Below are 22,318 nucleotides of genomic sequence, written 5' to 3' on the forward strand. Positions count from 1 at the left end.
CCCACGATAGATCGTCCACTAAGGACGGAGGCTGCGCAGCATCAGGTTCGCGAAGTGCTCACCCACCTGCTCCCCCGACAGCGGGCCGTCCGCGTGGTACCACATGTGGAGCCGGTGGATCGCGCCGTAGTGGTAGTTGATCACCAGGTCGGCGGGGACGTCGACGCGGAAGATCCCCGCGCGCTGACCTTCTTCGACCAGGGCGCGCACGCGCTCGTGATAGCGGCGGCGCTCGGCTCGCACCTGGATCTGCTTGCTCTTTTCCAACTGCGGGAACGACTGGAAGAACACCGTCGCCGCGTCGAGGTCCGCGATACTGGTCGTCACGACGTCGGCGATGATGGCGTGCAGCCGTTCCGGCAGCGGCAGGTCCGACTCCGCGATCGTCCGCATCCGCTGGGCCTGCATCCGCAGCATCGCGGTGTAGATCTCCAGGAGCAAGTCGTCCTTGGACTCGAAGTAGTGATACAGCCCCCCTTTGGTCACGCCGGCCGTTTCGACGATCTCGCGGACCGTCGTGGCCTCGAACCCCTTCTCGGCGAAAAGGCGCACCGCTGCCTGCACGACCTTGTCTCTGACCTCCATGCCACCACCCTATGTGAGCGGGCGAGCCGGTCCGCACGGCGCTACGGACCGGCCCCACCTCACTTACCCAGCAGGTTGACCTGCTCCGGGGTGGCGCGTTCACCGGAGTACGGCGTGATGGCCCCGGTGCCCCGGTCGGTGACCGACGGTGGCTGGATCACCGTCGTCGTGGTGTCCGGGTTGATCTTGAACACGAACCCGCCGGTGTACCCGGAGTGCGAGTCCTTCGAGAACCCGAACGGCGTGAGGCCCGGGCCCTTCAACTGCCCGGAGCTCATCGCTTCGACGATCTTCTGGCGCGTCGGGTCCGGCCCGGCGGCCTTCAGCGCCTGGCCGAACGTGTACCCCAGCACCATCCCGTAGAACAGCGTGTTGGTGAGCGGCTCCTTCGGGATGTACTTGTCGTGGATGCCCTTGAAGTAGGCGACCCACGGGTCGGACGTCTGCGAGACGTCGGGCAGGTAGCCGGTGCCGATCAGCCCGGACAGCAGCTGCGCGCTCGAGACGGTCGCGCCGCCGCGCTTGGCGAAGTCCTGCAGCAGCCCGGACAGGGTCGCCGGGTCGGCGCCGATACTGCTGACGACGAACTGCGGCTTGTAACCGATCTTCGCCGCGGCCAGGATCGACAGCGCGGTGAACGCCGGGATGCACTCGCAGACGACGACCTCGGCGCCCGCGGCCTTGAGCGCGGACAGCTGCGGCGTGACATCGGTGTTGGCGCTGTCGTAGCCCTGCCGCGCGACCGTCTGGTCCTTCACGAACTGGTCGAGCCCCGCCTGGGTGTCCCGGCCGATGTCGTCGTTCTGCGTGAAGTACCCGATCTTCTTGCCGGCGAAGTTGTCCTTGATGTACTTGCCCTGGATCTTGCCCTCACGCGTGTAGTCCAGCTGGTAGCCGAAGGTCATCGGCGCCTTCTGCGGGTTGTCCCACGCCAGCGCGCCCGAGGACACCAGCAGGTCCGGGACGCCCTCGGTGTTCAGGTAGTCGACGACCTTCGAGTGCGTCGGCGTGCCGAGCCCGCCGACGATCGCGAACACCTTGTCCTGCAGGACGAGCTTCTTGACGACCTCGACGGTCTTCGTCGGGTTGTAACCGTCGTCCTCGACCTTGTAGTCGATCTTGCGGCCGTTGATCCCGCCACCGTCGTTGATCGCCTGGAACACCGCGCGGGCGCCGACGGAGATCTTGCTGTACCCGGGCGCGGCCGGGCCGGTCAGCGGCTGGTGCGTGCCGATGGTGACGGTGTCCTTCGTGACGCCGACGGCCGAGTCGGCGGCCTGCTGACCACCGCCGTTGCTCTCCCCCGCACCGCCGCACGCGGTCAGTGCCAAGGCGAGGGCGAGGAAACCCGCACCGTACCTAGTGGTTCTCATGGTTCTCCTTTTTCTCGGCGGATCGACGGAGAAGTGCGCGGAGCCGTTGGAACCCGCCCTGGATGCCGCGCGGGAAGGCGAGCACGACGACGATGAGGATCACGCCGTACACCGCGAGCGGGAGGTTGTTGGCCACGTCGGTGTTCAGGTGCAGGACGTCGGCGAGGTCCTCGGACCAGGCCTGGAAGTAGACGAGCGCGACCGCGCCCCACAGCGCGCCCCACAGGGAACCCAGCCCGCCCAGCACCACGGCCGCCAGCAGGCTCAGCGACAGCGCGGGCGTGAACGAGCCGGGTGCGGCGGTGCCGAGCAGGAACGCCTGCAGGCCACCGGCCAGGCCGCCGCACACCGCGCTGATCAGGAACGCGAGGATCTTCGTGCGCCCGACGGCGATCCCGCTCAGCGACGCGGCGACCTCGTCGTCGCGGACCGCGCGGAAGTTCCGGCCGAGCTTGCCGCGCACGACGTTGACCACCAGCACCAGCGCGATGAGCACGCTGAGCCAGACGATCCAGGTCTGCCAGCGCAGCTCGGGGACGGCGACCCCGGACGGTCTGCTGTGGACGGTGAAGCTGAGTCCGTTGCTGCCGCCCAGGAAGTCCTGGAACCGGCGGGTCAGCGCGGGCAGCCCGACGGCCAGCGCGAGCGTCGCCCCGGCGAGGTACGGCCCGCGCAGCCGGGCCGCGGCGGCCCCGGCCAGCAGCCCGGCAAGACCGCCCGCGGCCGAGGCGAGCAGCAGGTCGGCCCACAGCGGGAACGACGGGACGCGCCGCACCAGCAGCGCCACCGTGTACGCGCCGATGAACATGAACGCGCCGTGGCCCAGCGAAACCTGCCCGGTGAGGCCGGTGAGCAGAGTCAGCCCGGCGACCGCGATGAGGTAGTAGCCGACCGTCGCGATCCGCAGGTTGGTGAACTCGTCGGTAACCAGGGTCAGCACCACGACGAGGGCGAACGCGGCCAGCGCGAACAGGACGTGGCGGAGCAGCGGCGGCAGCGTCCGCTTCTGCTTCGCCGTCGCCACGCGGGTTTCCGGAGGAGTCGTGCGCACCGTCATACCCGCCTCACCTTCGCGCGGCCGAACAACCCGCTGGGACGCACGATCAGCACGACGATGAGGATCGCGAGCGCGGCGATCGTCACCATCTCCGGTCCGAGGTAGCCGGACACGTAGGACAGTCCGACGCCGAGGACGAACCCGCCGGCGATCGTGCCCAGGGGGTTGTCCAGGCCGCCGAGCACCGCCGCGGTGAGGGCGTAGACGAAGACGCCGTCCAGCACGTTCGGGAAGAGGAACGGCGGGGTGGCGAGCAGCCCGGCCAGCGAGCCGACCGCCGCCGCCAGGCCCCAGCCGACGGTGAGCATCAGCCCGACCCGCACGCCGAGCGTGCGCGCCACCTCCGGGGCGAACGCGGCCGCCCGCATCCGCAGGCCCAGCGGCGTGTACTTGAACACCACGAGCACGAGCGCGGCGATCACGAGCACCACCAGCACCACGAACAGGTCGTTGGCGGAGAAGCGGCCGACGAAGTCGAAGGCGTACGGGAACGCCAGCGGCTCGTTGGACCAGATCATGCCCGCGATCGCCTGCAGCACCAGCAAAAGCCCGAGCGTGACGATGATCGAGCTCAGTTCGGAGCGGTGCCGCAGCGGCCGGATCAGCAGCCGTTCGGTGGCGACGCCCAGCAGCGTCCCGGCCACGATCGCGACGGCGAAGCCGAGCCAGTAGCTGCCCGTCGCCTTCGTCACCGAGTACGCCAGGTACGTCGAGATCAGGGCGAGGGCGGGCTGCGCGAAGTTCACCACCCGGGTGGCCCGGTAGATGATGACCAGCGCGAGCCCGAGGGCCGCGTAGACCGCGCCGGCGGAGATCCCGCCGAGAGTCAGGTCGAGGAATTCCTGCATACCGGACCGTTCACCTCCATGTGACCGGTTGGATGGATCAGAAGCCGAGGTAGGCGTGGCGGAGACCGTCGTCGGCCAGCAGCTCCGCGGCGGTGTCGACCGCCACCACGCTGCCGAGCGCGAGGACGTAACCGTTGTCGGCGATGGACAGCGCGCTGTGCGCGTTCTGCTCGACGAGCACCACGGTGAGCCCGGTCGAGGTCCGCAGGTCCCGCAGGATGCCCATGATCCGCGCGGTGATCAGCGGCGCGAGGCCCAGCGACGGCTCGTCGAGCAGCAGCAGGTCGGGCCGGCTCATCAGGGCGCGGCCGATGGCCAGCATCTGCCGCTCGCCACCGGACAGCGTCGAGGCGGGTTTCGCCGAACGTTCTTCCAGCGGCGGGAAGAGCTCGTACATCTCCTTGCGCGCGGCCTCGCGGTCGGCGCGGTCGCGCCGCCACAGCGCGCCGAGCCGGAGGTTCTCGTCGACGGTCAGCTCGGTGATCACCCCGCCGCCTTCGGGCACGTGCGCGACCCCGCCGCGGGCGATGCGGTCGGGCGCCAGGCCGGTGAGTTCCTTGCCGTCCCAGTGGATCCGGCCGCCGCGGGCCGGCTGCAGGCCGCTGATCGTGCGCAGCAACGTCGTCTTGCCGGCGCCGTTCGCGCCGAGCACCGCGGTGATCCCGCCGCGCTCGACCTCCAGGCCGACGCCGTCGAGCGCGCGGACGGCGCCGTAGGCCACGGAAAGCTCGTCGATCTCAAGCACCGGGCGCCTCCTCGGCGGGGTCGCCGAGGTAGGCCTCGGTCACGCGGGGGTCGGCCTGGATCTCGGCCGGGGTACCCGCCGCGATCACCTCGCCGAAGTTGAGCACCACGACGCGGTCGCAGACCTGCATGACGAGGTCCATGTGGTGCTCGACGAGCACGACCGCCATGTGCCGCCGCAGCGAGAGGATCAACGTCGAGAGCTCGACGAGCTCGGCGGCCGAGAGCCCGCTCGCGGGTTCGTCGAGCAGCAGCAGGTCCGGTTCGGCCACCAGCGCCCGCGCTAGGGCGACGCGTTTTCGCACGCCGTAGGGCAGCACGCCGGGCAGCCGGTCGGCGAGGTCGGCGATCCCCAGCTCACCGAGTGTCGCCCGGGCGCGCGCGGCCAGGCCGGCCTCGTCGCGCGCCGACCGCCCGGCACCGACGAGGGCGGGAAGCACCCCGGTCTTCGCGTGCCGGCCCGCGCCGGCCATCACGTTCTCGAGCACGGTCAGCCCGGCGAAGAGGCCGAGGCCCTGCAGGGTGCGGACGATCCCGAGCCCGGCGAGCTGTTCGGGACGCTGCCGCACGAGCGGTTCGCCGCGCCACAGCACGCGGCCGGACTGCGGCCGGACGAAGCCGCAGATGACGTTGAAGAGCGTGGTCTTCCCGGCGCCGTTCGGCCCGATGACCCCGACGACGGTGCCGGCGTCGACGCTCAGCCGGACGTCGCGCAGCGCGGTGAGCCCGCCGAACCGCACGGTGAGGCCGTCCACCACGAGCAGGTCCTCGCCGGGCAGAGCCTCACCAAGAAGTGTCATCATCGACTCTCCCGTCTCCCCTGTCCCACTATGTGGACCAGGCCGTACCGCGCGGTCGGTATGAAGAGGGTGGGGCGCGGCGCCGGTCGTGTCAAGGTGCGAACCACCGGAAACGGGATCTTCGTGACCGGTCCGTGAATTTCGCGATGGCCGCCCACCGGGAGAAGCCCTTACGACGCAAGAAGGGCGGGCGCGCTCTTCAGCGCACCCGCCCTTCGCTCCCGGCTCCGGTCAGCCGGTACTCGCCTGCGGCGTGATCATCGACGAGGCGTCGAGCTTCGTCTGGACGACACCCAGCTGCTGCAACAGATCCGGCACCCGCTGGATGCGGCGGGCGTCCAAGGTGGACCCGAACGCGGGCATCACCATCAGGCTGGCGATGTCGTGGTCCACTTTGGCGTTGCGGACGACGAGCGGCTCGATCCGCGCCCGGTCGACCGCGGCGCGCGTGGCGTTGAGCATCGCGCGCTGGAACGCGAGCATCGTCTTCGGGTGGGCCTGGACCCACTTCCCCGTCGCGCCGAAGCCGGTGAGCGGGAAGCCCTGCGTGCTGCCGCTGGCGGCGTCGATGACCGGGTACGCACCGGCGATCTTGGCCGACTGCGTGAGGAACGGTTCCGGCTGGTAGGCGGCGTCGATGCGGCCCTGCGCCAGCGCGGTCCCCATCTCCGGCAACGGCATCGGCACCCACTGCACCTTGTCGGTGCCGATCCCGTGGTCGCGCATCACCGACCGGGTCAGCACGTCCGAGGCGGCGTTCTTCGAGCTGATGGCGATCCGCTTGCCGTCCAGGTCGTCCACCGTCTTGACCGGCGAGTTCGGCACGGTGACCAGCTCGTTGCTGCGCGGGCTCGCCGAGGTGGCGTCCGCGATCAGCTTCACGTCCGTGCCGTTGTTCTTCGCCAGGAAGAACAGGGTGTAGGTGGACAGCGCGAGGTCGTCCTGGCCGTTCGTCATCCGGGTCAGCGCCTCCTGGCCGCTGGCGCCGGTGTCGGCCTGGACGTCGAGACCTTCGGCCTTGAAGTAGCCGCCTTCCTGTGCCAGCCAGAAAGTGGCGAGGTCGACGGCGGAGAAGATCGCGACCCGGATCGCCGGCTTTTCGACGGTGCCGCCGGCGGCGGACCCCCCACGCTGGTTGCACGCGCTCACCAGCGCGAGGACGAGTGCGAACACGGCGAGCCGGCGCATCGAGGCGTGTTTGAGCATGCCACTCCTCGCAAGAGAATGTTCAGACCACGGAAATCCGGCTCGTATCGGCCGCGATCTGCGGGACTGTAGATGACGTTTTCCGGGTCCGCAAACATCGATCCGAGAAATCCTGAACAGCGTTCAAACGGGTAATCCACCCACCGGACGGTGATCACCAGGGGAAACAAACCCACGAGAAGTCGGCACACAGCGTGATCAACATCCGCCATTCAGCCGAGCGCACTACAGCGGATGACCCATCGGGAAAGGAATCGCGCGCGAGCCGCGGGCAGCGAAAAACCAATTCCGGCCGAAGCAGTAACAAACAGATCGTCTTCGGAGACTCTGGCGGGCGGAATGGGAGGGGTTGCCGATGAACGTGTCGTGGAGGTACCGGCCGCCGATGCTGTCACCGCGGTTCGCCCACGAGGTGGCGACCGTCGGGGACGACGTCTTCGTACTCGGCGGGACGGACGGGAACGTGGGCTTCGGCTCGGTGGAGACGCGCAAGGTCACGGGCAGCGGCGCCTGGCGCTACGTCAGCCCGATGCCGACACCGCGCGGCAACCACGCGGCCGGCGTCGTCGGCGGGCTGATCTACACCGCCGCCGGGATCACGCCGGACGAGCGCACCACCGACGTCGTCGAGGTGTACGACCCGGCGGCCGACGAATGGCGGCCGAGCCCGCCCATGCCCGTGCCGCTCGGCGCGGCGTCGGCGGCCGGACTGGGCGGAAAGCTTTACGTGGCAGGTGGTTTCGTCGGGGACAACGACCCGAAGGAGCACGCCACGGACGCGGTGCTCGTCTTCGACCCGGCCACGCAGCACTGGGCGCCGGTGGCCCCGATGCTCACCCCGCGGGCCCGGTTCCGGCTCATCGCGACCGATACGCACCTCTACACGCTGGGCGGTTTGCCCAGCTGGCAACAGAACGCGCTCGATTCGGTGGAGCGGTACAGCCCGGACACCGACCGCTGGGAGGCGGTCACGCCGATGCACAAGCGGCGCATCGCGCCCGGTGCGGTGCGGGTGGGCGACCGGATCGTGGTGGTCGGCGGCGGCCCCGGGCCGGTCGACGACCTGACCGCCCGGGACCGCACGTCCGAGGTCCTCGACGTCCGCACGGGGGAATGGGTGCTGCTGGGCACGCTGCTCCCCCACGGGCGGTCGTCGCTGGTCTGCGCGGCCACTCCGACACGCCGGGTCCTCGCCATCGGCGGGAGTGCCAACCTCTACGGCAGCGTGGTCACCGTGCCGGACGTGCTTTCGCTCAAACTCCCTTGAAGGTCAGCAGAACCAGCCGGCCTGGATCCAGCCGCGCTGGTTGACGTGACCCATGGCGTAGCCCTCGGCCCAGTCACCGCTGGGCGAGTACCGCGAAAGCTCGAAGTGGTCGCCCCGGTAGAGGGTGCCGATGATGACGCCGGCGGGCTGCGTCCGGACGTAGAGGTCCTGGGCGCAGATTTCGTGCACGGTGCCGGCCGAAGCGGCGGGCGCCACGGCGAGCACCGCGGCGGCGGCGAGGGTGGTGGTCAGGATGGCGCGTTTCATCGGTTCCCTTTCAGTTCAGGGTGAAGCAGTCGCGGAGCACGAAGCCCCATTTGCTCGTGCCGTGCCAGAAGACGTCGGCCGAGTTGTGGTCGGAGGTGATGTAGCGGACGCCGATGTAGTTGCCCTCCACGAGGGTCGCGATCGGGTCGGAGTGGCCCTGGCCGGGGGTGTAGTTGCCGAAGAGGGTCGCGGTGGCGCAGGTGATGTGCGCGGCGCGGGTCGGCACCCAGGGGTCGTCGATGGTGCCGCTTCCACTTTGGACGGTCGCCTCGGCGGGCGCGACGGTGAGCCCCGCTGCCGCGACGGCCAGCAGGGCTGCCACGCAGATTCGCTTGATCATTTCGGTCCTTTCCGGACGGACGAAGTCGTCAGGAAAGAACTACCTCCCGGCGCGACCGGGCGGAAGCCCACGCGATGACCGGCCGTGCACACTTCGGGTCCACCCGTGCAGCGGCGCCGGTCAGCGCGGTGACCACGAACGTCGGCCGGCCCGGTTGCAGACGTCTTGAATGAGTCATTCAGGACCTCCGGCGCCCTGAATGAGTCATTCAAGACTGCTGAGGCGGCGCTCCACTACCAGCCGGTGCCCCCTGCGCTGCCCGCTCGCGGCCGCACCCGGTCCGGCACCGCAGGCCGCCCGCTACCCCGCGGCAGCCTTCGCGGGCGTCGCGAAGCGGCGCAAGCCCGGCGTCCCCAAGCCCACCAACGCCACCGCCACCACGCACAGCACCCCGCCACTCACCAACGCCGCCGCACCCGAGGTCGCCCCCGCGACCAGCCCACCGCGCAGATTCCCGAGATCCGGACCCGCCTGCCCGACGATCTGCTCCGCCGCCGCAACGCGACCGAGCAGCGCGTCCGGCGTGTTCAGCTGCACCAGCGCCCCACGCGACACCACCGAAACCGTGTCCGCGGCACCAGCCAAGACCAGGCACCCGAGCCCCACCCACGGGTCCGGAGCCAGCCCGAACACCACCAGCGCCCCGCCCCACGCCGCCGATCCCGCGAGCATCACCACCCCCGGCCGGGGCAGCCGCGTGAACGTCCCCGAAAACACCGAGGCCACCACCCCGCCCACCGCGATCGCCGACAGGAACAGCCCCAGCGTCCGCGGGTCGCCGGCGAACCTCTCCGCGTTCACCAGCGGGAACAGGCTGATCGGCATCGACAGCACCGTCGCCGCCAGGTCGGTCAGCAGCGCTCCGCGGACCACCGGGGTGCGCACCAGGAACGCCAGCCCGTCCAGCACCCCGCGCAGCCCCGGCCGCGACGGCTCACCCGTGGGCCGCATCGGCGGGAGGCCGATGACGCCGTAGAACGCCATCGCGAACGTCAGCGCGTCGACCAGGTAGCAGCCGCCCACCCCGAACCGGCCCAGCAGCAGCCCGCCCAGCGCCGGGCCGAGCAGCATCGCGCCCTGGAACGCGATCCGGTTCAGCGCCAGCCCGGCCGGGAGCTGCTCCGGTGCCAGCAACCGCGGGACGAACGTGCGCGCCGCCGGCCCGCCGCCCGCGACGAAGCAGGACTGCACCGCCACCAGCCCCAGCACGAGCAGCACCGGCACGTCACCGAGAAACCCCTGCACCGCGAGCAGAACCGAGCAGACCGCCTGCCCCGCGGTGGTGACCAGCGCGAACTTCCGCCGGTCGACGCGGTCCACGAGCGACCCGGCGAACAGCCCGAACACGACCACCGGCAGCGCCTGGGCGAGCCCCACGGCACCGGTCCAGACCGTGCTCCGGGTCTGCTCCCAGACCTGGAACATCACGGCGACGAGCGTCATCTGCGCCCCGAAGCCCGAGAACACCCGGCCCAGCCAGAGCCGCCTGAAGGCCGGCGACACGCGAAGCGGGGTCAGGTCGACGAGGGCGTGGTTCAGGGGCACCGCGAAATTGTAACAGCGCTTATACGATTCTGAACTCCAGCAGGGAACGCCCTTCGCTCACGTCGGTGACGCCGTCGAGCACCAGCCCGTGAGCGGCGGCAAGGGCACGGAATTCGGCGACCCGGCGCTCCCGGCCGCCGAAGATGACGAGCATGGCCAGGTCCATCTCGGTGCTGCCCCGCCGCCCGCCGACCGCCTCGACGACCAGCACCCGACCGGCCGGACGCGCCGCCTCGACGCAGCGGGCGAGGATGCGCCCGGCCTGCTCGTCGTCCCAGTCGTGCAGGATGTCGCACAGCAGATAGGCGTCCGCGCCCGCGGGGAGCGGGTCGAAGAAGCTGCCCGCGACCGCCGAGGCCCGGTCCTCGAGCCCGTGCCCGGCAAACGTCGAACCGGCCGCCGAGACGTCGAGGTCGACCAGCCGGCCCCGCGTCCCGGGGTGGGCCGCCAGGATCGCGGCCAGCAGGGTGCCCGGACCCCCGCCGACGTCGACGACCGTGGCGAATCGGCCCCAGTCGAAGCCGGCCGCCAGCTGCGGGACCTCGGCGCGCAGCCGGTGCGCCATCTGCCGGTCGAACGACTCCCGCAGGGGCGGGTGCTCGCCGAGATCGGCCCAGAAGTCCCGCCCGTACCGGCGGCCATACCCTGCTTCACCGGTGGTGACGCTGTGCAGGAGCTCGACGAACGCCAGCTCGGCGCGCCCGCCCGCGGTGTCCAGGTTCAGCAGGACACTCGCCAACGTGTCGCCGCAGAGGTTTTCGCCGTACGCCGTGGTCCGGTAGCCGGTGGCCGTCCGCTCGAAGAACCCCAGCGTCGTCAGGTGCCCCAGCAGCAGGCCGAGCGGAACCGGCGCGACGCCGAGACCTTCGGCCAGTTCGTCCGGTTCGGCACCGGGTCCGCGGAGCCGGTCGGGCAGGCCCAGGGTCACCGCCACCCGCAACGCCATCGGGGTCGCCAGGCTCGCCATGCGCAAAATCGTGTTCGTGTCGTCACTCCCCATGACGATCGATAGTGTCAGCCCGCGGAATCCCTCCACAAGGGACGGTCGGTGACCGGATGACCACTGGCGGCGAAGGGAAGCGATATGGAAGCCGGCTCGGGCAGCATCGGCCGCAATCCGAACCTGAGGAGTCGAACCATGAAAGCCCGTGTGTTCCAGGCCGTCATCGGCACGGCCTTCCTGGCCGTCCTCGTCCTCGCGCCCGCCGCCCAGGCGGCCGAGAACCCGCCCCAGCCCGGCCCGTCCATCGGCGTCGGTCCCTACATCGGTGACTCGCCCAAGCCCGGCACGGCCAGCGCCGAGACCAAGTAGCCCGCGCGCAGGACGGCGTCGCGCAGCAGCGCGCCGCTGTCCCGCTCCCGGGCCGGGGCGAGCACGAACCCCGCGTTCGTGTGCTCGCCCCACCCCGTCATCACGTGCGGTTCGCCGATCCCGCGGATCGGGCACGGCAGCGGCGGCGCCACGGGCACGTGCGCGTCGCTGGCCAGCAGGCTGACGTCCGCGCGGGCCGCCTGCTCCGGCACGGCCCGCGCGGCCCGGTCCGGCGGCGCCTGGTGCGCCACGACGAGTGCCCGCGGGACCCCCAGTCCCGCGGCCACCCGCCGCTGCGCCAGCCGGTAGGCGACCAGCGCGCCCAGCCCCGCGCCGAAGAGCACGTGCGGGCGGGCCAGCACCCCGGCCAGTTCCGCCGCGAGGGACTCCACGAGCAGCCACATGTCCCGGTACGGGTGCTCGTCGCGGCGCTCGCCCCGCCCGGGCAGCTCGACGACCCGCACCGAGATCCGCGGATCGCGCCAAGCCCGGTACCGGCCGGCTGCCTCCCCCGCGTCCGGGAAGCAGACGAACAGCAAGCGCTCGGCTTCGTCGGTGTCCACCCGCGGCCCCCTTTCCTCCTCGGCCGGGGATAGGCTCGTTCATGGCACTTCCGTTCCGCTTCGGTCGGCCTTCTGGGGGCTCCACGTGCGCTACCGCCTGCTCGGACCGGTCACGGTCCTCGGCGACGCGGGCGCCGTCCGGCCCGGTGGCCAGAAACAGACGTCCGTGCTGGCCGCCCTGCTGCTGAACCCCGGCCGCGTGGTCAGCGAAGACCGGCTCATCGACCTGACCTGGGGCGAGAACGCGCCGCCGAGCGTGCGCGGGCGGCTGCAGGTGCACATCTCGGAACTGCGGAAACTGCTCGGCCGCGACGTCATCGTGCGGCGCGCGCCCGGCTACGTGATCGAGGTCGCTCCCGGTGACCGGGACCTCGACGTGTTCGACGAGGAGGTCGCCCGGGCACGGGCCGCGTCCGGGGCCGACGCCGTCCGGCACCTGCGGGCGGCGCTGGCGCTGTGGGACGGCGCCCCGCTCGGCGGGGTCAGCGAGACTCTCGCCGAGCACGAAGGCCCGGCGCTGACCGAACGCCGGCTCGTCGTGCTGGAAGAGCTGTACGAGCAGGAGATGGCTTCGGGGCGGCACACCGAGGTGGTCGGGGAGCTGCGCCGGCTCGTCGACGAGCACCCGTTCCGGGAACGGCCGCGGGCCGCGCTGATGCTCGCGCTGCACCGCTGCGGCCGCACGCCGGAGGCCCTCGAGGCGTACCGGCGGGCGCACGAGCTGCTGGTGGACGAGCTCGGCATCGAACCCGGCCAGGCCCTGCAGGAGCTGCGGATGCGGATCCTGCGCGGTGAGGGCGAGCCGGCGCCGGCCGCGGCCCCGGTCGCGCCGCGCCCCGCCGAGCTGCCGCTGGACGTCCGCGGGTTCACCGGCCGGGCCCCCGAGCTGACCGCGCTCGACGAGCCCGGCGACGTCTGGGTGATCACCGGCACCGCCGGCGTCGGCAAGACCGCGCTGGCCGTGCACTGGGCCCACACCGCGCGAGCGCGCTTCCCCGACGGCCAGCTGTACGTGAACCTGCGCGGCTTCGACGCCGACGACGAGCCGCTCACCCCCGCCGCCGCGCTCGCCCAGCTGCTGCGCACCCTCGGCGTCGACCTGCGGGACGTGCCGCCGGGCACCGACGACCAGAGCAAGCTCTACCGGTCGCTGCTGGCCGACCGGCAGGCGCTGGTGGTGCTGGACAACGCCCGCGACGCCGCCCAGGTGCTGCCGCTGCTGCCGTCGTCGGGCCGGGTGCTGGTGACCAGCCGCCACCGGCTCGACGAGCTCGTCGCACGCACCGGCGCGCGGTCGCTCGGCCTGGCGCAGCTGCGGGAAGCCGACTCGCGCGCGCTGCTGACCGCCCTGCTCGGCGAGCGGGCCACCGCCGAGCCGGAGGCGGCGGACGAGCTGGCCCGGCTCTGCGGCCACCACCCGCTCGCCCTGCGGATCGCGGCGGCGAACACCGGGGTCGCGAGCCTCGGCGAGCTCGTCGAAGAGCTGCGCGGCGACCCCTTGGCCCAGCTCGGCTTCGACGGGGCCGAAGAGAGTGCCGTCGCGAAGGCGTTTTCGGTGTCCTACCAGGCGTTGCCGCCCGGGCTGCGGCACGCGTTCCGGCTGCTGGCGCTGGTGCCAGGGGCCGACTTCACGGCGGTCGCCGCGGCGGCCCTGCTGGACGTGCCGCTCGACGAGGCGACCCGGCGGCTGCGCGGACTGGCCGCGGCGAACCTCGTCGAAGCACCCGCGCCGCGCCGCTACCGGTTCCACGACCTCGCCCGGCGCTACGCCGAGCGGTGCGTCCGCGCCGACGAAGACGAAATCGCGCGCGAAAAGGCGTGGGAGCGGCTGTTCACCGGGTACTGCGCGGCCGCGGACGCCGCCGTCGCGCTGTTCGGCGCGCGGATCGTGACGCTCCCCCGCGAAGACGCCCCGGCGGCGCCGAGCCCGGTCGCGTTCGCCGACGCCGCCGAAGCCGTGGCCTGGCTGGACGTCGAGGTGCCGAACCTGGCGGCGGCGCTGCGGCTGGCGGCGACGCGGGGGCCCTACCCCGCCGCTTGGTACCTCGCCGACGCGCTGCGGCGGTTCTTCCACGACCACGGCCGCCGCGCGGAGTGGCTGGAGCTCGCGCCGATCGTGCTGCACGCGGCGCACGAGCGCGGCGCCCAGCCGGCCGAGGCGCTGGTGCACCTGTCGATCGGCGGCGCGTACTTCCGCGAAGGCCAGCACGAGGCGGGCATCCGCCACTCGGAGAAGGCGGTGCTGGCCAGCCGGGCGTGCGGCTGGCGCGAGTGCGAGGCGACGGCGGTCGCGAACCTGGGGTCGATGCTGGAGTGGACCGGCCGGCTGTCGGAAGCCGTCGAACACAGCCGGCGCGCGATCCAGCTGTTCCGCGAGCTGGCCAACCGGTCGGGCGAGGCGCTCGCGCTGAACTCGCTGAGCTGCCACTACCGGCAGCTGGGCCGGCTGGAGCAGGCGGAGGACTGCCTGTGCGAGGCGGTCGCGCTGTGCCGCCGCGAACAGCTGCGGTTCTGGGAGGCCGCGAACCTCGCCGACCTCGGCTGGGTGCTGCTGGAGACGGGCCGCTTCGAGGAAGCGGCGGAAGCGGTGGAGGGATCGCTGAGCGCGTTCCGCGACCTCGGTTCGAGCTTCGGCGAGGCGACGGCGCTCACCGCGTCGAGCGCGTTGCAGGGCGCGCGCGGCGACCACGACGCGGCGGCGCGGACGGCGGAAGAGGCCTTGGACCGCGTCCGCCGCGACGGCGACCGCCAAGTGGAGGCGGCGGCGTTGATCGCACTGGGCCGGGCGTCGGAAGCCGCCGGCGACCTGGCCTCGGCCGAGCGCGTGCTGAGCGAAGCCCGGGAGCTGGCGGCGGAGTCGGGCCTGCGGGGCCAGCTGGCCGAGGCGTCGGCGACGCTGGCGTGGGTCTTGGCGGCGGCCGGGCGGGTTTCGGAAGCGGGCGAGCACGCGCGAGCGGCCTTGGACGCGGCGCGCGCGGGCGGGTACCGGCTTTTGGAGGCCCAGGCACTGCTCGGTTTGGCGGCGGTGGAAGGTGCGGCCGGCCGTTCGATGCTGGCCGTCGGGACGGCGCGCGAGGCCCGGGGGCTGTACCGGTCGGTGGGGCACGTGACGGGGGAAGCGCTCGCCGAGCGCTTTCTCGCCGACTTCGCCCGCCGCGCAACAGGCTGAGTTCCTTATCCCGGCCTGCCCCGGCCGCGCGTGGTGTTACCTCCGGCCCGCCGGCGCGACATACTGAAGCCATGCCCCGTCCGAAACACGTCCTCGCGAGCGATCTCCGGCTCCCGGACGCGCTGCAGCCGGGGCGGCCCAAGGGCGAACAGCTCCGCGAGATCCTCGAAAGCGTCGCGAACGAGGCCGGCGCCGGGCGGCTGATGCCGTCCGAACGGTTCCTCGCCGAACACTTCAGCGTCGCCCGCGGCACCGTGCGCCAGGAGATCAACCGCCTGGTCTCCGACGGCGTCCTCTACCGCCAGCACGGCACCGCGACGTTCACCGCCGAACGCCAGGCCGCGCACATCGACATGCTCACCTCGTTCACCGAGGACATGAAGGCCCGCGGCGTGGTGCCCAAGACGAAGGTGCTCCACGCCGAGGTCGAGCGCGCGATGCCCCGCCTGGCCGGCCGGCTCAACGTCCCCCCGGGTGCGCGCGTGTTCCGGCTGGAGCGCCTGCGTTACGTCGCCGACGAGCCGTTCGCGGTCGAGCGCACGAACCTGTCGGTCGACCGGTTCCCCGACATCGAGCTGTTCGACTGGGAGACGCAGTCCCTGCACCGCACGCTCGAGGAGCGCTGGGGCGTGCACGCGGAGTGGAACGACACGGCGATCTCCGCGGTCCTCCCGGACACCGGGGACGCGGCCTTACTCGACATCGAGCCGACCCAGCCGTGCTTGATCATCGAGGGCACGCTCCACGACCAGAGCGGCGGCGTCATCGAAGCGGGCCGCTCGCTCTACCGCGCGGACCGCTACACCGTCTTCACGCAGGCGCGGCGCAGCCCGTCCTGACCGGGCAACCTCCGGCGTCCCTGCCGCGTGCTACCGGCACGGACGCAGGGGAGGACCGCGATGGCAGGCCGGACCAAGCTCTTCGCACTCGCCGCCGCGCTCCTGGGGTCGACGGCCGCGCTCGCGGCGTGGTCCGCCCGCCGGGACCCGAAGCCCGGACCGAAGCCAGGGCCCAAGTCCAAGCCCAAGCCGCGCCAGGTGCCGGAAGACGACCCGGGGTGGCGCGTGGAGAAGGTGTACCGCCGGCTGGTGTTCGCCGGCGTCCTCGCGGCTTCGGCGGCGATCGCGGTCTTGGCCGCGTACCAGGAGAACCGGCTCGGCGAGATCGTCGTTCTCGCGACCGGCTTCGGCGTGCTCGGCGCAGCCCTGTGGGCGGTTGCCTGGTGGCGTGGCGCCTGGATGCCGGACGGGGACTTCGGCCAGCTCACGTTCACCATGCTGGGCTTGCTCGTCCTGGCCCTCTCCGGACCGGGCCTGGTGACCGACCTGGTCCTGACCCACCGCGGCGCACCGGCCCTGATCGAGGTGGCGCCGGTGCGCCCCTTCCACGACACCACGCTCGTCCTGCCGGGTGGGTCGACGCCGCTGCGCGGTGATCTGCGCAGCACGGCCGAAACCGTCGAGGGGGAACGGTTCACCGTGCTGTACGACCGCGGCCGGTTCGTCCGCCCGATGCTGCCCGAAGACGTGAACCCCTCGCTCGGCACGGTCTTCTTTCTGGCGGGCGCCGGGATCCTGGCCGTCACCGTGCTCGGCTTCGGGTTCCCCCTCGAGTGGCCTAGGTGGGGCCCGCCTGATGAGCCCGGAGCAGCTTGAGGCAGTGCGCCACCAGCTCGTCCGCGGCATCGGGCCCGAACAGCGTCACGTACGACTCGTAAACCCCGCCGCGGTGCCCGTCCGCGTCCGGGAGGTACCCCAGGTATCCGTCCGTGTAGCCGATCACGCGCGTGTGCCGGAACGGGCTCCCCCGCCGGATCCTCAACCCCAGTGAAGCGAACAGCTCGAACGGCGTGTGCAGCCACGCGATCTCCCCCAGCGTCACCACGCTGACCGGGACCTCCGCGCAGCCCGTCGGCCGGTCGGTGGCCGCCATCGACGCGAGCATCGCGCACCCCTCGTAGCGCGTCTGCGCGATCCGGACCGCCGGGTGGTCCTCGCCGTGGTGGGCCAGCTCGCGCTGCCACTCGCGCTCGGCCGACTGCCGCAGCTCCAGGCTGTCTTCAAGCGACGGCACCTCGCGATAAGGCAGGTGCAACGCCGATCTCGACAACCGGACCGGGCCGGTTTCCGCCGTCGCCGAGGCTGCCGCCAGCGTCCGCGCGATCGACGTCGCGAGGTGGCCGCCGAGGGTGCGGACCTCGTCGTGGTCGCGGCCGCGCCGGACGAACCGGGAGCTCGCGTCGCCCGCCGCGCCCTGCAGGAACGCCGACACCGGCTGGCCGATCAGGCTCGCCAGCTCGCGCCGCGTCGCACCCGGCCAGTCCGCCGACCACGTCAGGTTGTCGGGCCCCAGCACGGTCGGGTGGCTGGCGTAGTCGAACAGCAGCGCGGCCGGCGAACCGTCGTCGCGGCGCAGCTCCAGCACGCCGAACGACGTGTCGTGCGGCCCGTCCGGCCGGTAGCGGTTGCCGCCGACGGCCTCCGTCGACCCCGCGTGCCAGCGGGCCCGGACGCGGCCGCGGCACGCGCGCAGCCGCAGCGCCGCGCCGGTGACCGTCTCGGCCATGCGGCCGACCAGCCCGGCGTCGCGCCGCCCCGGCAGCCCGGGGTGCAACGGGCCGGTCCAGCCCTCGGGCCCGGAATGCGTGTGCGACGCGCAGACGAGCACCCGCTCCGGGTCGATGCCCACCGCGGTCCCGACGGCGTCGGCCAGGGTGCGGGTGAGGCCGGCGTCGACCGCGAGCGCGTCGAGCGCCACCCACAGCACGCCGGGGTCGTCCTCGGTGGAGAGCCAGATCAGCGACGCCTCGAGGTCGTCGTGCGTGCCGGTCGCGACGCCGTCCCGGGCCAGGTAGCCGCCGAGCGGGTGCCCGGGCCCCGGCGTGATCCGGACGTCTTGCGCGGCGAGCAGGAGCGCGGCGGTCACCAGGTGGATTCCAGGACGTCGACGACGCCGTCCCGGCCGGCGGCGCGAGCCACCCCGGCGAGCTCGGTGACGTCGTCGGTCGTGTGCAGCAGGACCTCCAGCAGCATCGGCAGGTTGAGGCCGGACACCAGCTGGAGGCGCGGGTGCGCGAGCGCGCGGACGGCGTTGAACGGCGAGCCGCCGTGCAGGTCGGCGAGCACGAGCGCCTCGGTGGCGTCGCCGAGCAGCCCGAGCACGCGGACGCCGAACTCCTCCGGGCTGTCGTGCGGGCTCAGCTCGCAGACCTTCAGGCGCGACTGCGGCCCGAGGATCATTTCGGCGGCTTCCCCCACGCCGGAGGGCAGCCGCCCGTGCCCGGCGAGGACGATCGGGACGGACATGGCGGTGTCTCCTTAACTCTTCGCCGGGGCCGACGGCGCGAACCAGCCGAGCCACCCCAGGACGACCCCGGCGACGACGACGATGGCGATGATCCAGACGGGCCGCAGGCGGGCCTTGGCCGTCAGCAGGTACACCCCGGCGGTGACGAGCACCGGCAGCAGGAACGGGACCAGCTCGTCGAGCCGGTCCTGGATCGCGACGGCCTGCGTCACCGGCTGCCCCTGGACCGTGGTGGTCTGGCGGTAGGTCAGCGTGGTGACGACCTTGACGATCGACGGGATGAACCCGCCGAGCACGACGAACCCGAGCACGGTCGCCCCCTGGGCGACCCGGGCGAGCGCGCCGGCGGCGAGGCGGCCGGCCAGCCGTTTCCCTTCGCGGTAGGCGAACCCGAACTGCCAGCGCCGCACCAGCGCGTACGGCACGAGCACCATCACCGCGGCGAAGGCGGGGCCGAGCCAGCTGCCCTGCAGCGCCCACGACGCGCCCATGGTGAAGATGATGCTGTTGTACAGCGCGAAGACGACGGTGTCGCCGATGCCGGCCATCGGCCCCATCAGCGCGACCTTCGTGCTCGCGGCCGACTTCGGCGTGCCGGCTTCTTCCAGCGCGACGCTCGAGCCGAGGATCAGCGGGCCGCCGACGAGCACCGAGGTGTTGAAGAACTGGAGGTGCCGCTGCAGGCCGGCGACGTAGTCGGCCTTCTCCGGGTAGAGCCGGCGCAGCACCGGTTCCATCGAGTACGCGAACCCGAGCGCCTGCATCCGCTCGTAGTTCCAGGAGATCTGGCTGGACCAGAAGTACCGGCGGAACACGCGGCGCAGGTCCTGCTTCGTCAGCCGGACGTCCACAGTAGACTCTTCGGCGGGGCTTTCCGGGACCACGACCGCCGGCTCGTCGCGCTTGAGCGTCACGAACAGCATCGCGACCGCGACGCCGATCAGCGCGATGCCCAGCAGCGGCACGTGGAGGTAGGCGAACGCGACGAACCCGATCAGCAGCAGGTACCAGTACCGGGTCAGCTCCATCATGCCGAGCAGCAGCGCGAACCCGACGGCCGGCAGCAGCGACCCGGCGAGCGTCATGCCCTGCACGAACCCGGCGGGGATGCTCGCCGTGATGTCCTTGACCAGGCCGCCGGACGCGGCGAGCGCGGCGAGGAACGTCGGGATCGCGCGCACCGCCACCCAGGGCACCAGGCTGATCCAGTGGATCAGGGCGAGGCCGCGCGCGTTGCCGTCGGCGGCGTAACCGTCGGCCCGGTGGACCAGCGCGGTGGTGATGATCTTGCCGACGGGATCGAGCGCGGCGAGCAGGATCGCGGCCGGCAGCCCGACGCCGAGCCCGATCGCGACCTGCGCGGACGTGTCGCCGGCGGCACCCGCGGCCAGCGCGGTGCCGACGATCGCGCCGGTCTGGTAGTCCGGGATGGTCGCGCCGCCGTAGGTGTAGACACCGAGGGCGGCCAGCTCCAGCGTCGCGCCGATCAGCAGGCCGAGCAGCGGGTGCCCGACGATCAGCCCGGCGACCGAGCCGGCGATCAGCGGGCGCTGGGCGTAGATGAGGAACGGGCCGAGCCCGTCGTAGGTGCAGTAGATCGCCCACAGAGTCAGGGCCAGCGCGACGAGCATGCGGGGCTAGAGCCCTTTCCGGTCGAGCAACGGGACGAATTCGGCGGGCTTGTCGTGCGGCATCAGCTGCGTGACCAGCGGGACGCCCGACGCGGCGAGCTTGCGGTAGGCGTCGGCCTCGTCCGCGGTGACCGCGATCGAGCGCGTGACCATGGTGTAGGCGGTGCCGGGCCGCGGCGCGACGTTGCCGACGTTGACCGTCTCGGGTCGCAGCCCGCCGTCGACGAGGCGAAAGGCGTCTTCGGGATGCTTCGCGAGGATCATGACGTCCGCGCCGGCGGTCGTTTCGAGCGCTTCGGCGACGGTGAGAATGTCGGTGGGCAGCCCGCGGGCGGCCTGCGGAAGCAGCATGCGCTGCAGGTCATCGGCGGCGACGTCGTCGTTGCAGACGACCAGCCGGCGCACGCCGAGCCGCCGCGTCCAGGCGACGGTGACCTGCCCGTGGATCAGCCGGTTGTCGATCCGGACGTGTGCCCCCGCCATGTGTCTCCTCCCGGCCGGCAGCACCCATCCTGGTTCGTACCAGTAGTTGTGTCAACGCTGTCCGTGACCGGCGGTTTTCAACGACGGCTTCGCGCGGCCGACGGAAGGACCCCTCAGACCTTCCGTCGGCCCGCGAGCGCGAAGCCCCCCTCGGATATTTCCCGGACCCTCCCATAAAGGTATATACCAGTATGGACGTACGAGATCGACTGTCAAGACCCGTACCGCCCAGCGGTCCGGGAAGATCATTTTCAATCGGATGACCGAAATATCCGGATGAGCGCGGCGACGCGGCGACCCCCAGGTCAGGCCGCGCGCATCGGTCACCGGCGTCTTGAATGAGTCATTCAAGACCTCCCAAGACCTGAATGACTCATTCAAGACGTTTGCCACCGCCAGCGGGCACCGCCGAGCGTCACGAACACCGGCCGTGGGTGATTCACCCCAAGCTGTCCGTTCTTGTCAGTGACAGCCCGCTCACCCGCTGTCTATCATCCTCAGTGGTCTAGACCGCACTTCTCGTCCCCTGTCGCACCGGGAAAGGCGGAACTCCCCCATGACCACGAGATCCTGGCGCCTCGCCGCGCTCAGCACCGCCCTCGTCTTCGCCACCGCCCTGCTGCCCTCGGCCGCCGCCGCGGGTGACGGCACCGAACACCTGCCCGATCACCTGCGGAAACAGACCGCGGCCGTGGCACCGATGTCCACCGTCTGCGACGGCGACGGCACCAGCGGCAAGCGCGTCCAGGCTCTCTACGTCCGCGGCAACACCCAGGCCGACCGGTACGCCCAGTTCGCCGGCCAGTTCCAGACCTTCGCGAGCCAGATCGACGACGGTTTCGTCGAGGCCGCGAGCCGGCTCGGCGGCGGCGTGCGCCACGTCCGGTACGTCACCGACTCCAGCTGCCGGGCCACCGTGAACAACGTGACCATCGCCCAGGGCGACATGGCGACCGTCGACACGATCACCAACGCCATCAAGGCCCAGGGCTACAACCGCGCCGACCGCAAGTACATCGTCTGGTACGACAAGGACGGCTGCGGCCTCGCGTTCGGCAACGGCGGCAACGACAGCCCCGGCTCGGCCAACCCCTACAACGCCGGCCCGCACTACGCCACGGTCGGCACCGGCTGCTGGTCCTGGCAGGCCACCGGGCACGAACTCCTCCACACCCTCGGCGCCGTCCAGGGCAGCGCGCCGCACTCCAGCGCCTTCGGTCACTGCTGGGACGACGAGGACATCATGTGCTACGACGACGGCGGGCTCCCGAACCCGCCGGGCACCCTCGTGAAGGTCTGCCCGGGCGCGCCGGAGAACCAGTTCGACTGCCTCGGCGACGACTACTTCAACACCAACCCGGCGCCCGGCAGCTACCTGGCGACCCACTGGAACGTCGCGACCAGCGCATACCTCATCGCGAGCGGCACGCCCTACCCCGCCGGCACCATCACCGGGATCGGCGGCAAGTGCGCCGACGTCAGCGCGTCGAACACCGGCAACGGCACGGCCGTGCAGCTCTGGACGTGCAACTCGACCGCCGCCCAGCGCTGGACCAGGCAGAACGGCACCCTCCGCGCCTTCGGCAAGTGCCTCGACGTCTCGAACAGCGGCACCGCGGACGGTACGCTCGTCCAGCTGTGGGACTGCAACGCCACCGGCGCGCAGACGTGGCAGGCGCGGGCCGACGGCACACTGCTGAACCCGCAGTCGGGCAAGTGCCTCGACGCGACCGGGAACTCCTCGGCCGACGGCACCCGCCTGCAGATCTGGACCTGCGCGGCGACCGCGAACCAGCGCTGGGTGCTCGCCGGCTGACCCTCG

The 22,318-nt window shown here is 71.8% G+C and carries 22 protein-coding genes; 6 read left to right on the plus strand and 16 right to left on the minus strand.

The features are described from left to right. Positions 1-18 precede the first annotated feature (18 nt). The 7 genes from QQ657_RS36765 to QQ657_RS36795 all read right to left on the minus strand — a co-directional run bounded on the left by QQ657_RS36765 (position 19) and on the right by QQ657_RS36795 (position 6,613). On the minus strand, positions 19-585 hold the full coding sequence (locus QQ657_RS36765) for a TetR/AcrR family transcriptional regulator (RefSeq protein ID WP_284746932.1): 567 nt from the start codon (positions 583-585) through the stop codon (positions 19-21). 59 nt (positions 586-644) lie between these two features. Continuing rightward, positions 645-1,958: an ABC transporter substrate-binding protein gene (locus QQ657_RS36770; RefSeq protein WP_284746933.1), complete on the minus strand. Its 1,314-nt coding sequence runs from the start codon at positions 1,956-1,958 to the stop codon at positions 645-647. After that, a complete protein-coding gene (locus QQ657_RS36775; RefSeq protein ID WP_284746934.1) occupies positions 1,945-3,015 on the minus strand; it encodes a branched-chain amino acid ABC transporter permease in 1,071 nt (356 codons plus the stop codon). Before QQ657_RS36775 ends, QQ657_RS36770 begins: the two co-directional genes overlap by 14 nt. Continuing rightward, positions 3,012-3,863 carry a branched-chain amino acid ABC transporter permease gene (locus QQ657_RS36780; protein WP_284746935.1) on the minus strand — a complete coding sequence of 284 codons (852 nt, stop codon included), beginning with the start codon at positions 3,861-3,863 and terminating at the stop codon, positions 3,012-3,014. The genes QQ657_RS36775 and QQ657_RS36780 overlap by 4 nt, the downstream gene beginning before the upstream one ends. A gap of 37 nt (positions 3,864-3,900) precedes the next feature. Beyond that, complete coding sequence (locus QQ657_RS36785) at positions 3,901-4,608, minus strand: ABC transporter ATP-binding protein (protein ID WP_284746936.1); 708 nt, start codon at positions 4,606-4,608, stop codon at positions 3,901-3,903. After that, entirely contained in the window at positions 4,601-5,407 is an 807-nt protein-coding gene (locus QQ657_RS36790) for an ABC transporter ATP-binding protein (RefSeq protein WP_284747044.1), read from the minus strand. The genes QQ657_RS36785 and QQ657_RS36790 overlap by 8 nt, the downstream gene beginning before the upstream one ends. 231 nt (positions 5,408-5,638) lie before the next feature. Beyond that, the gene (locus QQ657_RS36795) at positions 5,639-6,613 is read right to left on the minus strand and encodes an ABC transporter substrate-binding protein (protein ID WP_284746937.1); all 975 of its coding nucleotides are present in this window, start codon (positions 6,611-6,613) and stop codon (positions 5,639-5,641) included. A 355-nt stretch (positions 6,614-6,968) separates the two neighbouring features. Here QQ657_RS36795 and QQ657_RS36800 point away from each other — a divergent pair, with 355 nt between their 5' ends. Next, positions 6,969-7,880 (plus strand): Kelch repeat-containing protein, encoded by a 912-nt coding sequence (locus QQ657_RS36800; RefSeq protein ID WP_284746938.1) that lies wholly within the window; start codon positions 6,969-6,971, stop codon positions 7,878-7,880. A 3-nt stretch (positions 7,881-7,883) separates the two neighbouring features. On the opposite strand, the gene QQ657_RS36805 is transcribed toward QQ657_RS36800, so the two are convergent. From QQ657_RS36805 to QQ657_RS36820, 4 genes are all read right to left on the minus strand, one after another. Then, a complete protein-coding gene (locus QQ657_RS36805; RefSeq protein ID WP_284746939.1) occupies positions 7,884-8,147 on the minus strand; it encodes an SH3 domain-containing protein in 264 nt (87 codons plus the stop codon). A 10-nt stretch (positions 8,148-8,157) separates the two neighbouring features. Next, positions 8,158-8,487 (minus strand): hypothetical protein, encoded by a 330-nt coding sequence (locus tag QQ657_RS36810; protein ID WP_284746940.1) that lies wholly within the window; start codon positions 8,485-8,487, stop codon positions 8,158-8,160. A 300-nt stretch (positions 8,488-8,787) separates the two neighbouring features. Beyond that, positions 8,788-10,032 carry an MFS transporter gene (locus QQ657_RS36815; protein WP_284746941.1) on the minus strand — a complete coding sequence of 415 codons (1,245 nt, stop codon included), beginning with the start codon at positions 10,030-10,032 and terminating at the stop codon, positions 8,788-8,790. Between the two features lie 19 nt (positions 10,033-10,051). Further along, the gene (locus QQ657_RS36820; protein ID WP_350310737.1) at positions 10,052-10,999 is read right to left on the minus strand and encodes a methyltransferase; all 948 of its coding nucleotides are present in this window, start codon (positions 10,997-10,999) and stop codon (positions 10,052-10,054) included. Between the two features lie 171 nt (positions 11,000-11,170). Between QQ657_RS36820 and QQ657_RS36825 the strand changes: the two genes are divergently transcribed. Beyond that, positions 11,171-11,344 carry a hypothetical protein gene (locus QQ657_RS36825; RefSeq protein WP_284746943.1) on the plus strand — a complete coding sequence of 58 codons (174 nt, stop codon included), beginning with the start codon at positions 11,171-11,173 and terminating at the stop codon, positions 11,342-11,344. On the opposite strand, the gene QQ657_RS36830 is transcribed toward QQ657_RS36825, so the two are convergent. Beyond that, a complete protein-coding gene (locus QQ657_RS36830; protein WP_284746944.1) occupies positions 11,293-11,907 on the minus strand; it encodes a thioesterase II family protein in 615 nt (204 codons plus the stop codon). The genes QQ657_RS36825 and QQ657_RS36830 overlap by 52 nt on opposite strands. A gap of 85 nt (positions 11,908-11,992) precedes the next feature. Here QQ657_RS36830 and QQ657_RS36835 point away from each other — a divergent pair, with 85 nt between their 5' ends. From QQ657_RS36835 to QQ657_RS36845, 3 genes are all read left to right on the plus strand, one after another. Continuing rightward, a complete protein-coding gene (locus QQ657_RS36835; protein WP_284746945.1) occupies positions 11,993-15,076 on the plus strand; it encodes an AfsR/SARP family transcriptional regulator in 3,084 nt (1,027 codons plus the stop codon). Positions 15,077-15,147: 71 nt separating this feature from the next. Beyond that, entirely contained in the window at positions 15,148-15,915 is a 768-nt protein-coding gene (locus QQ657_RS36840) for a GntR family transcriptional regulator (RefSeq protein ID WP_284746946.1), read from the plus strand. Positions 15,916-15,975: 60 nt separating this feature from the next. Further along, positions 15,976-16,731 carry a hypothetical protein gene (locus QQ657_RS36845; RefSeq protein ID WP_284746947.1) on the plus strand — a complete coding sequence of 252 codons (756 nt, stop codon included), beginning with the start codon at positions 15,976-15,978 and terminating at the stop codon, positions 16,729-16,731. Here QQ657_RS36845 and QQ657_RS36850 read toward each other — a convergent pair. From QQ657_RS36850 to QQ657_RS36865, 4 genes are read right to left on the minus strand one after another with little or no spacing between them, the layout of a single operon-like run. Next, positions 16,694-18,001: a hypothetical protein gene (locus tag QQ657_RS36850; protein WP_284746948.1), complete on the minus strand. Its 1,308-nt coding sequence runs from the start codon at positions 17,999-18,001 to the stop codon at positions 16,694-16,696. The two genes, QQ657_RS36845 and QQ657_RS36850, sit on opposite strands and share 38 nt — an antisense overlap. Continuing rightward, entirely contained in the window at positions 17,998-18,381 is a 384-nt protein-coding gene (locus QQ657_RS36855) for a PTS sugar transporter subunit IIA (protein WP_284746949.1), read from the minus strand. Before QQ657_RS36855 ends, QQ657_RS36850 begins: the two co-directional genes overlap by 4 nt. A gap of 12 nt (positions 18,382-18,393) precedes the next feature. Beyond that, positions 18,394-20,013, minus strand: a complete 1,620-nt coding sequence (locus QQ657_RS36860) for a PTS system mannose/fructose/sorbose family transporter subunit IID (RefSeq protein WP_284746950.1) — start codon at positions 20,011-20,013, stop codon at positions 18,394-18,396. 6 nt (positions 20,014-20,019) lie between these two features. Further along, on the minus strand, positions 20,020-20,496 hold the full coding sequence (locus QQ657_RS36865) for a PTS sugar transporter subunit IIB (RefSeq protein ID WP_284746951.1): 477 nt from the start codon (positions 20,494-20,496) through the stop codon (positions 20,020-20,022). A gap of 556 nt (positions 20,497-21,052) precedes the next feature. On the opposite strand from QQ657_RS36865, the gene QQ657_RS36870 reads away from it, so the two are divergent. Beyond that, positions 21,053-22,312, plus strand: a complete 1,260-nt coding sequence (locus tag QQ657_RS36870) for a ricin-type beta-trefoil lectin domain protein (RefSeq protein WP_284746952.1) — start codon at positions 21,053-21,055, stop codon at positions 22,310-22,312. Positions 22,313-22,318 lie beyond the last annotated feature (6 nt).

The sequence above is a fragment of the Amycolatopsis ponsaeliensis genome (genome assembly GCF_030182635.1).
GTDB classification, from domain to species: Bacteria; Actinomycetota; Actinomycetes; order Mycobacteriales; family Pseudonocardiaceae; genus Amycolatopsis; species Amycolatopsis ponsaeliensis.

What these genes read in the sequence shown, in the direction of transcription:
- QQ657_RS36780 (WP_284746935.1), bottom strand. Translation starts at nt 3,863, where the DNA reads ATGCAGGAATTCCTCGACCTGACTCTCGGCGGGATCTCCGCCGGCGCG.
- QQ657_RS36845 (WP_284746947.1), top strand. Translation starts at nt 15,976, where the DNA reads ATGGCAGGCCGGACCAAGCTCTTCGCACTCGCCGCCGCGCTCCTGGGG.
- QQ657_RS36805 (WP_284746939.1), bottom strand. Translation starts at nt 8,147, where the DNA reads ATGAAACGCGCCATCCTGACCACCACCCTCGCCGCCGCCGCGGTGCTC.
- QQ657_RS36810 (WP_284746940.1), bottom strand. Translation starts at nt 8,487, where the DNA reads ATGATCAAGCGAATCTGCGTGGCAGCCCTGCTGGCCGTCGCGGCAGCG.
- QQ657_RS36765 (WP_284746932.1), bottom strand. Translation starts at nt 585, where the DNA reads ATGGAGGTCAGAGACAAGGTCGTGCAGGCAGCGGTGCGCCTTTTCGCC.
- QQ657_RS36870 (WP_284746952.1), top strand. Translation starts at nt 21,053, where the DNA reads ATGACCACGAGATCCTGGCGCCTCGCCGCGCTCAGCACCGCCCTCGTC.
- QQ657_RS36855 (WP_284746949.1), bottom strand. Translation starts at nt 18,381, where the DNA reads ATGTCCGTCCCGATCGTCCTCGCCGGGCACGGGCGGCTGCCCTCCGGC.
- QQ657_RS36790 (WP_284747044.1), bottom strand. Translation starts at nt 5,407, where the DNA reads ATGACACTTCTTGGTGAGGCTCTGCCCGGCGAGGACCTGCTCGTGGTG.
- QQ657_RS36865 (WP_284746951.1), bottom strand. Translation starts at nt 20,496, where the DNA reads ATGGCGGGGGCACACGTCCGGATCGACAACCGGCTGATCCACGGGCAG.
- QQ657_RS36825 (WP_284746943.1), top strand. Translation starts at nt 11,171, where the DNA reads ATGAAAGCCCGTGTGTTCCAGGCCGTCATCGGCACGGCCTTCCTGGCC.
- QQ657_RS36860 (WP_284746950.1), bottom strand. Translation starts at nt 20,013, where the DNA reads ATGCTCGTCGCGCTGGCCCTGACTCTGTGGGCGATCTACTGCACCTAC.
- QQ657_RS36820 (WP_350310737.1), bottom strand. Translation starts at nt 10,999, where the DNA reads ATGGCGAGCCTGGCGACCCCGATGGCGTTGCGGGTGGCGGTGACCCTG.
- QQ657_RS36775 (WP_284746934.1), bottom strand. Translation starts at nt 3,015, where the DNA reads ATGACGGTGCGCACGACTCCTCCGGAAACCCGCGTGGCGACGGCGAAG.
- QQ657_RS36800 (WP_284746938.1), top strand. Translation starts at nt 6,969, where the DNA reads ATGAACGTGTCGTGGAGGTACCGGCCGCCGATGCTGTCACCGCGGTTC.
- QQ657_RS36840 (WP_284746946.1), top strand. Translation starts at nt 15,148, where the DNA reads ATGCCCCGTCCGAAACACGTCCTCGCGAGCGATCTCCGGCTCCCGGAC.
- QQ657_RS36770 (WP_284746933.1), bottom strand. Translation starts at nt 1,958, where the DNA reads ATGAGAACCACTAGGTACGGTGCGGGTTTCCTCGCCCTCGCCTTGGCA.
- QQ657_RS36795 (WP_284746937.1), bottom strand. Translation starts at nt 6,613, where the DNA reads ATGCTCAAACACGCCTCGATGCGCCGGCTCGCCGTGTTCGCACTCGTC.